This window comes from Aurantibacillus circumpalustris, from assembly GCF_029625215.1.
Classification (GTDB): Bacteria; Bacteroidota; Bacteroidia; order B-17B0; family Aurantibacillaceae; genus Aurantibacillus; species Aurantibacillus circumpalustris.
The window spans coordinates 1,217,500-1,233,503 of sequence record NZ_CP121197.1 but is presented as its reverse complement, the minus strand read 5'-3'; the positions used below and the strand labels follow the sequence as shown (position 1 = coordinate 1,233,503).

General features: G+C 39.4%; 6 protein-coding genes. 3 read left to right on the top strand and 3 right to left on the bottom strand.

The features are described from left to right. Window positions 1-18: 18 nt before the first annotated feature. Genes P2086_RS05110 through mutL form a run of 3 tightly spaced genes read right to left on the bottom strand, consistent with a single transcriptional unit; the run spans window position 19 to window position 3,537 of the window. Window positions 19-846, bottom strand: coding sequence for a rhomboid family intramembrane serine protease (locus P2086_RS05110; protein WP_317899362.1), 828 nt, complete (start codon window positions 844-846; stop codon window positions 19-21). Window positions 847-853: 7 nt separating this feature from the next. Beyond that, complete coding sequence (locus P2086_RS05105; protein WP_317899361.1) at window positions 854-1,708, bottom strand: rhomboid family intramembrane serine protease; 855 nt, start codon at window positions 1,706-1,708, stop codon at window positions 854-856. Next, on the bottom strand, window positions 1,708-3,537 hold the full coding sequence (gene mutL / locus P2086_RS05100; RefSeq protein WP_317899360.1) for a DNA mismatch repair endonuclease MutL: 1,830 nt from the start codon (window positions 3,535-3,537) through the stop codon (window positions 1,708-1,710). The genes P2086_RS05105 and mutL overlap by 1 nt, the downstream gene beginning before the upstream one ends. Window positions 3,538-3,788: 251 nt before the next feature. On the opposite strand from mutL, the gene P2086_RS05095 reads away from it, so the two are divergent. From P2086_RS05095 to P2086_RS05085, 3 genes are read left to right on the top strand one after another with little or no spacing between them, the layout of a single operon-like run. Next, the gene (locus P2086_RS05095) at window positions 3,789-12,512 is read left to right on the top strand and encodes a T9SS type B sorting domain-containing protein (RefSeq protein ID WP_317899359.1); all 8,724 of its coding nucleotides are present in this window, start codon (window positions 3,789-3,791) and stop codon (window positions 12,510-12,512) included. Between the two features lie 21 nt (window positions 12,513-12,533). Then, complete coding sequence (locus tag P2086_RS05090) at window positions 12,534-13,499, top strand: PorP/SprF family type IX secretion system membrane protein (protein WP_317899358.1); 966 nt, start codon at window positions 12,534-12,536, stop codon at window positions 13,497-13,499. A 19-nt stretch (window positions 13,500-13,518) separates the two neighbouring features. Beyond that, window positions 13,519-15,975: an OmpA family protein gene (locus P2086_RS05085; protein WP_317899357.1), complete on the top strand. Its 2,457-nt coding sequence runs from the start codon at window positions 13,519-13,521 to the stop codon at window positions 15,973-15,975. Window positions 15,976-16,004: the final 29 nt, after the last annotated feature.

Here is a 16,004-nt window from a genome sequence, read left to right as displayed (position 1 = left end):
TTTTATGGATGATAGATACTACTTTTTTTGCGACAGTCTAAATAACTCATCTTTTTCATTTTTCGTTAAACTATCATAACCACTTTTTGAGATTTTATCTAGTAATTCATCCATGGTATGTTCTTCACTTGTCTTTTTACTGGCTGATGACTCGCTGTAAGAACCGCTTCGACTCACAACTTTTAAATTGTGTTTTTGTTTTGCCTTGAGTGAAATATTAAAAAGATCGATCCCTTGTTTCAAATAATAACCATAAATCAAGCCAAATAGTGTTCCACCAATATGAGAAATTTTTCCTCCTGTGTTTTCTGATAGATCAATAATTGTGTTTAAAACAAAAACGCCAAGAAAAAAGAATTTGTACGAAAGTTCAAACATGCCAAACAAATAAACTTTATAATTTGGTGAATAAACTGCCATAACTGCTCCAACACCCATTACAGCCGCAGAAGCGCCAATTAAAGAAGCGTACTGAAATTGCTCAGGAAAAATTAAACCTAAAATGAGCATAAGTGCACCGCCGCTAACCCCACTCATCACATATAAGTAAAGTAATTTTTTCTGCCCCATGATGGTGAAAAATACTTGCGACATAAAATAAAATAAAACCATGTTCCAAAATATATGTCCTAATCCTGCATGCGTAAACATGTATGTGAATAGTGTCCAAAATTTGAATAAGAATACTTGAGCGCCTATAGGCAGCGCTAGATATTGAAGGAGGTTTAAGTGAGAAACATTTCCTACAATGTTAACTGTTAAAAAAACAGCCACATTAATAATAATGATTTGTGTTAAAACCCCTTGTTTTTGAAAATTATCTTTTATGTTTTTTAAAAAGTCCATTCAGTTTTTAATAAAAATTATTTCTATCTCTTCTCCATATTAAAACGAGAATAACACCAATTACTAAACCACCAATGTGTGCGAAATGCGCTACATTATCAAGCGGATCATTTTTCCAACCTGAAAATAATTCAATGGCGCCGTATCCAATGACCAACCACTTTGCTTTTACTGGAATGAAAAAATACAAATACAATTCTCTGTTTGGAAACAACATCCCAAAGGCTCCTAATAAGCCAAACAAAGATCCAGAGGCGCCAATAATTACTTGTGAATTTAAAAACTGATGTTTGTAATCCAGAAGAAACTGTGAAGCCAATGCCATAGCGCGCGGCGAGCCGTCATTTAGCGCTGCGTTATATTGATTCACAAAACTTTCATAATCAGGAATAAACTCGCGAGAAATACGCGCACTAAAGTCCCTTGAATTAAATAATTCTGTAAATGTTTTATCGCTCAAATTAGTTTGAACCAAATCAATAGACTGAACCAGGTCACTCACCGAAAAATAAATAACGATGTACTGCGCTAAAGCCGCTCCAAAGCCAGTTAAAATATAAAAAATTAAATAACGTTTTGGCCCCCACACTTGTTCTAACACCTGACCAAAAATGTATACTCCAAACATATTGAAAAAAATATGCATAAGACTTCCGTGCATAAAAATGTAGGTAACAAATTGATGCGGCCTAAAGTCTGGTGCCGTAAAATAATGCAAACCAAGGTATTTTACTAAATCTATTCCTCTGCTTTCCGCAAGAACGGTTGCCAGATAAAGTATAACGTTTATGATGATAATATTTTTGGTAACTACAGGCAAACCACCAAAACCACCAGGTCTATATTGATTATTAAAGTTCATTACTTTTTAAAAAAACGTTCTACATCGTTATACTCTACATTCATCATCACCACCTTGCCATTAGCCGTATACAAAGGGTTTTCACACTGCATGAGGTGATTGAGTAACAATTTCATTTCTTCTTGTTCAAGTGCTTTGCCATATTTAATGCTAATATTTTTTGCAATGGCTCGGCACAAATTATCTTTCTTTTCAACTTTTGCATCGATGGTGTTTAATTTATAAGTTTCGATTATTCCCTCGATAGTTTGTACAACATTAAAGTCTTGCATGTCGGCCGGGGTACCATTTACTACAATACTATTTTTACCAAACACTTCAAATTCAAATCCTAAAAACTTAAATTCATCGAGCAAACCTTTTACTAATGAAAAGTCATTTGCACTCATCTCAATTTGTTCGGGAAATAACAATTGTTGCGACGGAACACTGTTTTCTTTTTTCGAATTCATGTAATGTTCGTATACAATGCGCTCGTGAGCCCTCTGTTGGTCAACGATCATTACGTTTTGATTATAAGCCGTAATGATGTACTTGAAGTTCAATTGAAATACACTGAAGTCAATAGACTCCTTTTTTATTTCTTCCATGAGCTGTTGTTCTTGCTCTGGAGCTGCCATAACGGTTTCGGTATTATTTTTAAATCCTTCAAACATACTTTCCCAGTTTTGCTTATTTGCTTTTTCTAAAGCTGGATTACCAGCATTAGAAGCCGGAGAGTGAAATGGATTGTAATTTGTATTATAACTTATTTTTGGTTGCGTGTATACTTTTCCAACTTCCGCATTTTCATGTTGAATACCAGTTTCTGATTCAAAATCGAGCGAAGGAGAAACATTTGCTTTTCCCAGGGCTCGTTTAATCGAACTTAGCAAAAGCATGTACACAGTTTTGTCGTCAGTAAATTTTACCTCTGTTTTTGTTGGATGAATATTAATGTCAATGTGCTTGGGATCGAGTTCTAAAAAAATAAAATATTTAGGGTGCGATTGAAAACTAATCAGTTCTTTATAGGCTTCATAAATAGCATGATTTAAGAAAGGGTTTTTTACGAAGCGATTGTTTACGAAAAAATATTGTTCTTTTTTTGTTTTTACAGCAGAGCCCGGAAGGCTCACGTAGCCTGCTATTTTTACAAAAGAAGTGTCTTCGTTAATCTGCACCAATTCTTTTTGAATATAACTCCCCAACAAAGATTTTATGCGCTGCATCAAATTTCCTTGAGGCAGATTTAAGATTTCATTTCCGTTACTTTGCAAAACGAAATGTACGTTCGTATGTGGAATTGCAATCCGCTCCACCTCATCAATAATATGTTTTTGTTCAACCTGATCGCTCTTTAAAAAATTACGTCGCGCTGGAATGTTGTAAAATAAATTCTTAATAATAAACGATGTACCGGTTGGAGTTTGACATTCACTTTGCGAAATCATTTTCCCACCTTCCATAACAATATGCTGACCAACTAAATCTTCTTCCTGTTTTGTTTTTAATTCTACCTGCGCAATCGCTGCAATACTTGCCAGCGCTTCACCCCGAAAGCCCTTGGTAGTAAGGGTGAACAGATCATCTGCTTTATTTATTTTAGAAGTAGCGTGGCGCTCAAAACACATGCGTGCATCAAAAGGATTCATCCCTTTTCCATTATCAATGACTTGAATAAGGCTTTTCCCAGCGTCTTTTATAATGAGTTTAATATACGTTGCGCCCGCGTCAATGGCATTCTCCAGCAGCTCCTTTACCACACTTGCAGGTCGTTGTACCACCTCACCGGCAGCAATTTGATTTGCAACATGATCGGGTAAAAGTGCTATTGTGTTTATCGACATAAACCTTCAAATTTAATGAATAAGTGTCTTTAAAATTATCTTTCAATTTTTAATTTTTTGATCAAAAAAGCAGAAAAAGCCCTGTTTTCAATAGCCACTCACTAATTAACCGACAAATCTTAATAAAACAAAAATTGTTAACATATTGATAATTAATCAGTTATAAAAGGTTGCGTTCAAATTAAAAAAATAGCCAAAAAATGTTTAAAAAATTGTAGTAAGTTTAGTGTCAATATTAGAGATATTATTTTATGAGACTCACACGTATACTGGTCTTTTTCGTGGCCCTATTAACATTTTCTAACACAAGCTTATTTTCGCAAATAAGCAATATTTCATTTGCGCCCGTGTATTCGCAAGATTCTCTCCAGGGTTTTGATTTTGGCCAGGCGAGCATTATGGCCACTGGCGAGGGGCTTACCGGTGCGGATCATACCAAAGCAATACAGTTGTACAAACGGCAATTCGTAATGGATAAGTATAATTTACATCAAAATTATATCCTCAAAAGCAATGCAAATGCTCAGTCGTGGCTTGGTAAATATAGTTCAGGAACTATTAACGCAGCGCCTTGTGTCAACGAAGGTTTTGAAAGTGGTGTAATCACTGGCTGGAGCTTTGAGAACGGAATTAACTTAAACTCAACTCAGTATCCAACAACAACTTCTGGTACCACCGCGGCGAGTCAACTTTCCATAGTTTCTTTGCCGTTTTCTGACCCAATTGTTGGTATGATACCCGTTTCTCCATTTCCTGGGAATAAAGCGATTCGAATAAACGATCAAGCGACTGGCGCTGTTGTTATCAAACTCACACAAACCTTTCCGGTAACTTCAACAAATTATGTGTTTGAATTTGCCTATTGGGCAGTTATGCAAGATGCCCCAAATCACAACTGTACCTCAACCCCATACATGCAGGTAAAATTTAGGGATGATAATGGAACGCTTCAAACAACTTGCCCTAGTTTCAGTATAATTGCGCCAAGTTCTGGTGGAAGTGGTTGTGCGGGTGTAGGGCCGTTAACATGGTTAACAGTCGTTAACGGTGGCAATACGGTACAAACCACTTCAAGTTGGCAGAAGTTTTCTGTTGATATGTCAGCCATTAATATTACCAATACTGTTAACCCTAACGTCACCGTAGAAATTATTGTTGGCGATTGTTCGGCTACCGGCCACTTTGGTTATGCGTATTTTGATTCAAATTGTAATTCAATGAACCTGGCTGTTAATTCAACCACGCTTGCTATGCCATCAACCACAGTTTCGCCGCAAGTGCAATGCGGTACAACCGCTACATTGGGCGCACCGTCTGGATTCGGACCCTATGTGTGGAAAGGACCTGCCGGAAGTGGTATTACTTCGAATACCAATCAGGTAATAACCACTGCCACACCAGGAAATTATACTTTGGAAATGTCCCCAGTAGGAATTTGTAATCCGCCATTAAAAAGAATTGTTAATCTTCAGTTCGTGCCCCCAACAGTATTCAGTGCTTCTCCGTCCAACCTTTGTGCTTCCGGCAGTAATACTGCTTCCACTTTAAGCGCATCAGGCGCCTCGCAGTACACCTGGATGCCTGGCGGCTCTACTTTGTCTAGTATAATTGTCACACCGACTATAACAACCATATATACCTTAACGGCGCGAACCGGAACATGCGTCGGAACATATACACTTCAGGTAACAGTTAACCCCGACCCCATCTTTAATGTCGTCAGCAGCAGCTCAAGCCTTTGCCCTGGACAGACAGCAACACTCACAGCCTTAAGCACAGAGTCAAATACGTATGCCTGGAATCCCGGAAGTCTGACTGGCTCTATTGTTACGATTTCACAGGCCGCTGCAACTGTTTATACCACCGTAGCTACTTCCACAGCTGGCTGTACAAGTGCTGTCACAACCACAATTGGCCAAACTTCGCCTCCGGTAGTTCTTATCTTTCTGATAAGTCCAGCCGGCGCGGCAACAAGTTCGGTGTGTTCAGGCACTCCAGTGCAATTGTTAGGATTTAATGGCACCCCAGTTGCTTGGTATCCAGGGGGTAGTTCATCAAACCCCATCGTTTTTACGCCGACAGTTACGACTACTTATACTTTTGTAGGCGCCAGTGGTTCCTGCACAGGTCAAGCTGTTCAGACAATCAGCGTAGATCCCGGCCCTGGTATAACTCTAAGTGCCAATCCTGTTTCAACGTGTCCAGGTAATACAACAACTTTATCTGCAGTGGCTCCATCTGCTGTTGGAGCTTTTACATGGAATCCTGGTGCGATAAATTCATCCTCTATTGTTGTTACACCAACCATATCTGGTGGCTATTCCGTGAGCGCCACAAACTCGGCGGGTTGTGTTAACACACAAACCATTAATCCTATTTTAAGTCCTTTACCAACCATAGTTATTACTCCCTCATCCGCTTCAGTCTGTATTGGAAGTTCTACAACCCTCACAGCTTCAGGAGCACTTAACTATACCTGGATGCCAGGTGGTTCAACTGGAGCAACAGCTGTACTCAGCCCTACAGCAAACACTATTTACACAGTTACGGGGGCAAATGCCTCTGGTTGTGTCAATCAAACAACTGTGGGTGTCACAGTAGTTCCTATCCCAATTATCAACGCTTCTGCAAGTCCAACAGCAATATGTGCTGGCAGTTGTGCTACAATCACACCAGGCGGCGCAAGCAGCTATAATATAAGCGGAGGCTCTTTTGTAGTTTGCCCTTTGGTTAATACGTTTTATACTATCACAGGGACTAGTGCAGCTGGCTGCGTTAGCAGCCCTATAACTGTTACAGTCGTTGTAAATCCTTTGCCGATAGTTAACGCTTCTTCAAATCCAACAGCTATTTGCCCTACCGGAAGCTCTACATTAACAGCTGGTGGTGGCGTTTCTTATACGTGGCAACCAGGCGGAATGAATGGCTCGCCTGTTACCGTTAGCCCTGTTTCCACAACTATTTATACAGTAACGGGCGCAAGTGCATTAGGATGTACCGCAACAGCAAATACAACAGTGGTGGTAAATTCTGTCCCTGTTGTTAGTGTAACACCTTCTTCAACAACTATCTGTAATGGAAGTTCAGTTAATTTAACCGCAAGTGGCGCTACCAATTACACTTGGCTGCCTGGTAATCTTTCAGGAAGCAGTGTTTTAGTCAGCCCAACAATCAGTACTACTTACACAGTTTTAGGTGCCAATGGTTCATGCTCTGGTCAAAATACTGTAGCGGTAACAGTTGCTCCTATTCCTGTTATCAGCGGTACGTTCTTGCCTGGAACAATTTGTGCTGGTAGCTGTGCTACTCTGTCTGCATCGGGCGGTACGTCCTATGTCACGATTGGTTTAATAAGCCCAATTGCATGTCCAGTTACTACAACCAATTACACCGTAATTGGCACAAGTGCTTCAGGTTGCACCAATAGTGCTACTGGAACCCTTTTTGTAAACCCTGCTCCTATCATTAGTGCTTCTTCAAACCCAACAACTATTTGTCCTACCGGAAGCTCTACATTAACAGCTGGTGGTGGCGTTTCTTATACATGGCAACCAGGCGGAATGAATGGCTCGCCTGTTTCCGTGAGCCCTGTTTCCACAACTTTTTATACAGTAACGGGCTCAAGTGCATTAGGATGTACCGCAACAGCAAATACTACAGTGGTGGTAAGTTCTGTTCCTGTTGTTAGTGTAACGCCTTCCTCAACAACTATCTGTAATGGAAGTTCAGTTAATTTAACCGCAAGTGGCGCTACAAGCTATACGTGGCAACCTGGTAATCTCTCAGGAAGCAGTGTTGTGGTTAGTCCAACTTCAAATACAACATACACAGTTATAGGGGCTAACGGTTCTTGTTCCGGTCAAAATACTGTGGCGGTAACGGTTGCACCAATACCAACGGTTAATGCAAGTTATACGCCAACTACAGTATGCGCTGGAAGTTGCGCAACACTTATTCCTTCTGGAGCATTAATTTATACCACCACTGGTTTAAGTGCAATTGCCTGCCCAACAATCACAAGTAGTTATACCGTTGTGGGTTCCAATGCATCTGGTTGCGTAAGTGCGCCATTTGTTGGAAGTCTTCCGGTAATTGCTGCACCAAATATTTTAGCCAGCGCAACACCAACAGGTATTTGTGCTGGAGACAGCTCTTTTGTAAGCGCAAGTGGCGGCGTATCTTATACTTGGCAGCCAGGCAATATTAATTTAGTTTCGTTTTTTGCCAAACCCTCTATTTCAACTGTATACTCCGTAACAGGCGCAAATGCTTCGGGTTGTACAAAAACAACAACACTTGGTGTTACTGTATTCCCAGCGCCATTATTAAGCGCAACTGCAACACCAATAGCTATTTGCGCTGGTGCAAATGCCACCTTAACCGGTAGTGGAGCTACTTCCTATTTTTGGTCACCTGGTGGTTTATCTGGACCTAATGTGTTTGTTAACCCTACCGTTACCACCATTTATACTTTAACAGGTAATTCTGGTGTATGCACAGGATCCACAACCGTAACAGTGATTGTAAATCCAACACCAACAGTTAGTATTAATCCGTCTGCAGCAAGTATTTGTCCTGGCGGATCTGCTACATTCACTGCAAGCGGAGCAAACACCTATGTTTGGAGCGATGGGCCGACCTCAGCAGCAAGGCTTGTTAGCCCTGGAGCTACAACAACCTATTCTGTTTTTGGAACAGGAGCTACAGGTTGTATCAGTAATGTTGCCTTTATAACAGTATCTGTAACAAATGCTCCAATACTTAATGCATCAGCAAACCCATCAAATGTTTGTGCGGGCAGTAGCTCAACATTAACAGCCAGTGGAGCCTTGTCTTACACTTGGCAACCGGGTAATTTAAGTGGAGGATTAGTTGTGGTAACACCAACTGCATCTACAGTTTACCTCGTAACTGGATCAGGATCTGGTGGATGTACTGGTACATCCACAGTACTTGTATTGGTAAGTCCTGCTTTTAATATCAATGCTTCGGCATCACCATCTTTGTTGTGTGGAACGGGTATCACAACCACTCTTTCAGCAACTGGGGCAACAAATTACACCTGGATGCCAGGATCACACATAGGATCAACTGTAGCAGTTGTTGTTGTTGGAAGTACCATTTATACAGTAACTGGCACAAGTGGAGCTTGTACCAGCCAAGCCACTGTCGCGGTGAATATCGTTCCTGCGCCCTCTGTAAGTATATCAGCTAATTCCAATTCTATTTGTGGCGGAAGTTGCGCTACGTTGACTGCAAGCGGAGCAACCAATTATACCTGGAGCATTGGTTCTTTTGGTTCAAACGCTGTTGTTTGTCCTACCACTACCACTACATATAGCGTCATTGGAAGCATAGGAAGTTGCACAAACATGAACACTATAACTATATTTGTTTCAGGCACGCCAACTTTAGCAATACAAAGTAGTGCGAATCCAATATGCGCGGGATCTACAGCGGTTCTAACAGCGTCTGGTGCTGTAAATTATTTATGGAGTACTGGCTCTACATTGTCATCAATAAGTGTAGCGCCTTCTACGTCTTCTGTTTATAGTGTAGTTGGTTCAATAGGAAGCTGCACAAGTTCGGCTATCTTTACACTGAATGTTCTTCCATCGAGTCCTATTTCTATAAGTGCTACAAGCCCATCAGTTTGTGCAGGTTTCACCGTTGGATTATTTGCAGTCGGTGGTCCATTTTCTTATACATGGCAACCAAATAATGTTATCATCAATCCATTGATAGATACACCTCTTGCATCAACCATTTACACGGTAAGTGCTAACACTGGTGGCTGTATTTCTACTGCTACAATTGGTGTTACAGTCGTACCTCTTCCTTCGGTTAATTTAACTGCCAATCCACAAACAATATGTACTGGTAATTCAACAACGTTAACTGCCTCTGGAGCTGTTACCTATAGCTGGATTCCGAGCTTGGTTGGCGGTAACACTTTCATTGATACTCCGAGTAGTACAACAATTTATACCGTTGTTGGTTTTAATGCTGCTGGATGTCCTAATTTTGCTACGATTACGGTAAATGTTGTGCCGGGACTCAACATTATAGCTGCTGCTACCAATACTGCAATTTGTACAGGAGGTTCGTCAACATTAACTGCAGCTGGTGCAAATAACTACACTTGGATGCCTGGTTCTTTAACTGGTAATATAATTGTAGTGAATCCTACAAATAATACTACATACACATTAACTGGCAGTAATGGTGGATCTTGTTTAGGAAGCACTACAATTGCCATCCAAGTAAATGCAAATCCTATTATTAATGCTACCGCCTCGCCTACTCTAATTTGTGCCGGCGGCACCGTGTCTTTAACTGCAAGCGGGGCATCAAATTATACATGGGTTCCTGGCGGTTTAATAGGTAGTAATGTTATAGACAGCCCTCTTGCTTCAACAAATTATTCGGTTTCCGGTATCGATGCGAATGGCTGCTCAGGTGTTACAACCGTTTCTGTAACTGTGAACCCAATGTCTAATATTATTTTGGCGGCGAATCCATCCAGTTTATGTTTAGGCAGCACCTCAACTTTAACAGCCAGTGGCGGTATAAGCTATACTTGGAATCCAGGTGCTCAGGTAACAAACTCTCTCGTTGTAACTCCATTAGTAACGACTATTTATACGCTGTTAGCCGACGATGGTAGTGGTTGTATAGGCTCATTTTCATTACCGGTAACAGTATTCCCGACGCCTACTATTAATATATCTCCTTCAAATTTCTCCCTTTGTGTCGGATCTTCTGTAACTCTTTCGGCTACTGGTGCAAATAATTACACTTGGTTGCCAAACGGTTCTAATTCATCGTCTATTGTAGAATCACCAATCACATCTACATCATACACCGTGATTGGAGACAATGGAGGTTTATGTTTTGGAAGTGCTATAGTAAATGTATTCGTAAATCCACTTCCTAGTGGAGTTACAGCTGTTAGTATTGGAACGATTGGCTGTGGTAGCCCTACTGCTCAATTAGTCGGTGCGTGTACAGATACAAATGTGTCTTTCGCATGGACTGGCCCTCAAAGCTTTAGTTCCAGTGTTCAGAGTCCGGTTATTACGAATGTTTGGGGTAACTTTACATTAAGTGTTACAGATAATGTTACAGGCTGTGTTGCAACAGTAACGGTAGACGTACGAACAGATAATTCTATTCCCTTAGTTACAGCAGTGGCTTCTGGAAGTATTGGTTGTGCTGTAACTACGGTTACACTTAACGCTCTGCATACTACAACAAATCCGGCTTACAGTTGGACTGGCCCATCTGGATTTACCAGTAATGTGCAAAACCCTAGCGTATCTAGTCAGGGAACATACACCATTGTTGTACTCGATATTTCAAGTACATGCAGTGGAAGCGCAATTGTAACGGTTGGCACCCACACTACCGTTTCAATAACCGCATCAATTTCTCCTTCTTCGTGCGACACGAATGGCGTTAGTAGAAACGATGGAAGTATTTCTGTGTTTGGTTTTGTTCTTGCAGACAAGTATGATTTGGTTAGTGGTACAAGCTACACCGGAACTGCCACGTATTTGACAGCTGCCAATATTCCTACAAATGGAATTATCGCATCCAATCTATCTAACCCTGCAGTAATAATACCATTTTCTATAAGGTTATTTGATAACGCTGGTTGTACAAAAGATACAACCCTATACTTAATTCCAGTAGATTGTGCGTTACGAACATTTGGTATTGCTAAGGCGGTTTCTGATCCGGAAATAAACCCAGACGGCTCTTATAACCTAACTTATACCGTTGTTGCAAAAAGTTATGATAAAAATGCTTTAACGGGAATTTCCCTTACTGAAAATTTATCAAAAACATTCCCTGCGCCAGCCACATTTACCGTAATGGCAGATTCACTTAAAACAATTGGAGGAACACCGCTTGACTTAAACATGTCTTTCAATGGTTCTTCTCAAACAAATTTATTAACGAGTAGTTCTACTAATTCATTAATCAGTAAAGACAGTACAGTTATTCAATTTAAAATTAAGGTGAAGCCAACTCTTTTCTTAACAGATTATAAAAACTCGGTTGTTGGTGAAGCAACAACAATAGAAAATGTTACGATGAGTGATTCTTCGAACACTGGATTGAATCCTAATCCTGATGGTGATAAAACTCCGTATAATAACAACATTCCAACCAGTGTAAATTTCTTCCCGAGTATGTTATTTGGTGTTACAAAAATTGGAGAAATTCATAAGTCCGACAATGACGGATTTGATATTACTTACACCATAACTGTTCACAATTTAGGAAATGATACTTTACACAATATCACCTTAAAAGACAGTTTGTTTGAAAATACAATTAAAAATCCGGCAACATACAGCATGCGTTCGGGTCCTTTTTCAACCGGTGACCTTGTTGTAAACGCTTCATACAATGGTGATACTAAAAGCCAGTTGTTAGATTCTACTAAAAGTAAAGTTCCACCAAATACAACGCGTTCGGTTTATTTTACTATTAATGTAGTTCCAGGTGTAATAACCTCTATAAGCAACAGCGCCTTCGGATCAGCCGTTGCAATTTCCAAAGAGCCTTTGAGATTAACGGATATTTCAAATGCAGGAACAAATCCTGATATTAATGCAAACGGTGTATGTAATGAAGCTAGTGATAACGTGCCTACAACATTGCTGATTCCTAACACGCATACGCTGTTTATTCCTGAAGGATTCTCTCCCGATGGTGATAACATAAATCCGTTTTTTGTGATTCAGGGATTATCAACAAGTGGTAATAATGAAATCACCATCTTTAATCGTTGGGGCAATAAAGTTTATTATAACGCCAATTATGATAATACCTGGGATGGCACTCCGAACGTATCTGGAACTTTAGGAAAAAACAAATTGCCACAAGGCACCTACTTCTATATACTGGATATGAAAGGTAGTGGTCAGAAAGCAATCACAGGATTTGTTGTATTGCAGTACTAATAATACATAAGAAAGAACTCTATGAAAAATAACATCATAAAAACAAAAACAGTTGTATTAAGTTGCATGCTTTTTATTACTGTTCAAACAGTTAAAGCTCAATACGACGCTCTGTTTACACAATATATGTTTAATGAAACGTTCATCAATCCTGCCTATGCTGGTAGTAAAGAGGCAATGAGTGCTACTCTGCTTCACAGGCAGCAATGGGTAAACTTTCCGGGTAGACCAATCACCACGTCTTTTTCGCTCCACGGCCCACTTGAAGGCAACAAAATGGGTGTTGGGTTAAGTATTTTAAATGAAAAAGTTGGTGTAATGAATAGAACGCTTCTTTATGCCAATTATGCGTACCGTATAAAATTTGATGACAAGAGTACTCTTGCAATGGGGTTGATGGGTGGGCTTGATAATCAAAATAACAGACTCAATACCTTAAAGGTAAGTAACGAAGCCAATGCTGTCGCTGATCCACAATTTGGAAACTCGCCCAATGTTGTTGCTCCAAATTTTGGTTTAGGATTGTATTACAATACAAAAACCTTGTATGTAGGGCTTTCAATTCCTCGTTTAGTCGATAATAAAGTAAAGTTTGGTCCTGATGGAAGTAGTACGGTTAAAACCACTAAAGTAAAAGCCAGTCTTTTTACATATTACCTTACTGCAGGGTATCTACATAAAATTAATGAAGAGTTTAAATTAAGAGGTAACATCATGATGAAAGCCGTGGTGAATGCGCCGCTGCAGTTTGATATCGGCGCAAATTTATTGGTAAAGGATTTTATATGGGCTGGATTAAATTTCAGAACAGGATCTGCCCTTTCCTTAATACTCGGTTGTCAGGTTAACAAACAGTTTCTTGTTTGTTATTCATATGATTATGGTGTGAATAAGATTCAAAAGTATTCTCAGGGTTCGCATGAAATTGTTCTTAATTATTTATTTTCTTTCACAGGAAGACAAATTACTACACCGCGTTATTTCTAATTTTTTGAATAAACAACTTATGGCATATTATAAAATACAATTAGCATTTTTATTAGTTAGTATTTCTTTCTCTTTAAATTCTCAAACATCTGATTCAACAGCTATTATTTCTACTGATACTCCTGTTGTGATACCAGTTGAAACTCCAGCAGTAACTACTGAATTAGCTCCGGCTGCAACAACCGTAACCGACGCAGTAACTCCTGTTGAAGAAACTAGCTCAATTACTACCGAGCCGGTTGTTACAGAAGCACCAATTGGATCTTTAGTGGATACAACAATTGTGGTTGCAGAACCAACACCAGACAAAAAAACTAGCGCGGCTCCAAATGCTAAAGCGATAGCAATTGCTAAGAAAAAAGGAAATCTCTATTACAACACACAGTCTTATTCAGAGGCCATCCCCTACTACGAAAAAATCATGAGAAGTGATACAACTGATAAGATAATATTATCAAATCTTGGTAACGCATACCGCTTAACAAATAATACCGAAGGCCAGCTACTCTGTTATGGAGCTCTAGTAAGACAGGGTGTCGCGGAACCCATTCAAGAACTTTATTATGGCCAAGCACTAGTAGAAGCAGGGAAAAGCGAAGAGGCTAAACCCTATTTTGAAAAGTATGCAGCGGATAGTAGAGGGTTAAATCTTGCTTCCTCTTATGCCAAAATGAAAACATATTCTCGAAATGCTGACGCTTACAGTGTAACTCCGGTTTCATACAACTCACCTCAGAACGATATGTGTGCCGTTATGTTTCATGACGCTGTTGTTTTTGCCTCAACACGCACAAAAACCAGTTGGATTACAAAACAACAAGGCTGGACACAGGGAGGTTATATGAATCTTTACTCTACAGAAAAGGATGAGAATGGCGCAGACATGACCCCAACTGTTTTTATGGGTGATCTTGATTCAAAATATAACGACGGTCCAATTTGTTTCACACGGGACTTTAATCTTGTTTATTTTACAAGAAATAATGCCAGCAAAGCAGAAATGGCAAAAGATAAAACTTACAAACTAAAAATTCTTGAGGCGAGCATGGATGAAAATGGCTTTAACATGGTTAAAGCTTTGCCATTTAATAACAACGATTATAATTACGCGCATCCAAGCATTTCTGCAGATGGATTTGTTCTTTATTTTTCTTCCGACATGGAAGGAGGAAAAGGTGGAATGGATATTTATATGAGTAAAAAAGACTCTTCGGGTTCATGGGGCGCCCCTATTAATTTAGGCGACAAAATAAACACAGCTGGCAACGAAGTGTTTCCTTTTGTGTCATCGAATGGCGTGTTATACTTCTCATCAAATGGGTTAGATGGATTAGGAGGATTAGATATTTATGAAACACAACTGTCTTTAGATATGCCCACTCGTGTATATAATATGGGTGAGCCTGTTAATAGTAAGAATGATGACTTTAGCATTTTTTTAATGGAAGATAACAAGTATGGATTTATTAGTTCGAATCGCAAAGCCGGCGGAATGGATGATGATATTTACCAGTTACAAATCATGCGCGAAATAAAACGAGGCAAAGAGGTTAAAATTATTACTAAAGATAAATTGTCAGGAGAATTTATTGCAAACGCAAAGGTTGTTATTAATGGCGACACTGTTTTAACCGATGACAAGGGAGAATACAATACAATAGCAGAAGAAGATACTGATTATAAATTGGCCGCCTTAAAAGACGATTATTTTAAAGTTGAAGATGAAATGTCTAGTAAATCCTCTTTAGATGAAAGTTTTACTAAGGAATTACTTTTAGAAAAGGATCCAAAATTATTTTTGCGTGCAGTTATTACCGACGGCAAAACACAAGCCTTGTTGGAAGGGGTTACTTTAAAAGTAACTGATATTGCTACGAATACTGAAATTGATAATTATACAACAACTGCCGAAGGAGATTATTTTAAATTTTTACTTTCAAACCGTATTGGCGACAAGCTCACTTATTTGATTAGAATTGAGAAGCCAGGCTACCTGCAAAGAACAGTAATTTTTACACATACTATCGAAAAGTCGGGAGAGATTAACATGAATGAATCTCTCAATTTATCTTTAGGAAAAGTGGAAGTGGGTATGGACCTTGCTAAAATGATTGACATGAAACCAATTTATTTCGATTTGGCTAAGTCTACCATCCGTAAAGATGCAGCCATAGAGTTAGATAAAATTGTACAAGTAATGAACGAATATCCGAACATGTTTATTGAATTAGGTTCCCATACAGATTGCCGTTCGAGTGCCGCTTCTAATATGAAGCTGTCAACAGACCGTGCAATGGCAAGTGTAACTTACATTGTAAATAAGGGTATTGATAAATCTAGAATCGTTGGTAAAGGATACGGTGAATCAAAACTTTTAAATAACTGCAGTTGCGAAGGTAAGACTGAATCAACATGTTCTGAAGAAGAGCATGCTGTTAATAGAAGAACGGAGTTTATCATCACTAAACTCGACTAAAAATACGGGCTGTTAGCACTACGTAAAAT

Excerpts from the sequence above, each read along its gene's own strand:
- mutL (WP_317899360.1), bottom strand. The coding sequence starts at position 3,537 with ATGTCGATAAACACAATAGCACTTTTACCCGATCATGTTGCAAATCAA.
- P2086_RS05085 (WP_317899357.1), top strand. The coding sequence starts at position 13,519 with ATGGCATATTATAAAATACAATTAGCATTTTTATTAGTTAGTATTTCT.
- P2086_RS05105 (WP_317899361.1), bottom strand. The coding sequence starts at position 1,708 with ATGAACTTTAATAATCAATATAGACCTGGTGGTTTTGGTGGTTTGCCT.
- P2086_RS05090 (WP_317899358.1), top strand. The coding sequence starts at position 12,534 with ATGAAAAATAACATCATAAAAACAAAAACAGTTGTATTAAGTTGCATG.
- P2086_RS05110 (WP_317899362.1), bottom strand. The coding sequence starts at position 846 with ATGGACTTTTTAAAAAACATAAAAGATAATTTTCAAAAACAAGGGGTT.
- P2086_RS05095 (WP_317899359.1), top strand. The coding sequence starts at position 3,789 with ATGAGACTCACACGTATACTGGTCTTTTTCGTGGCCCTATTAACATTT.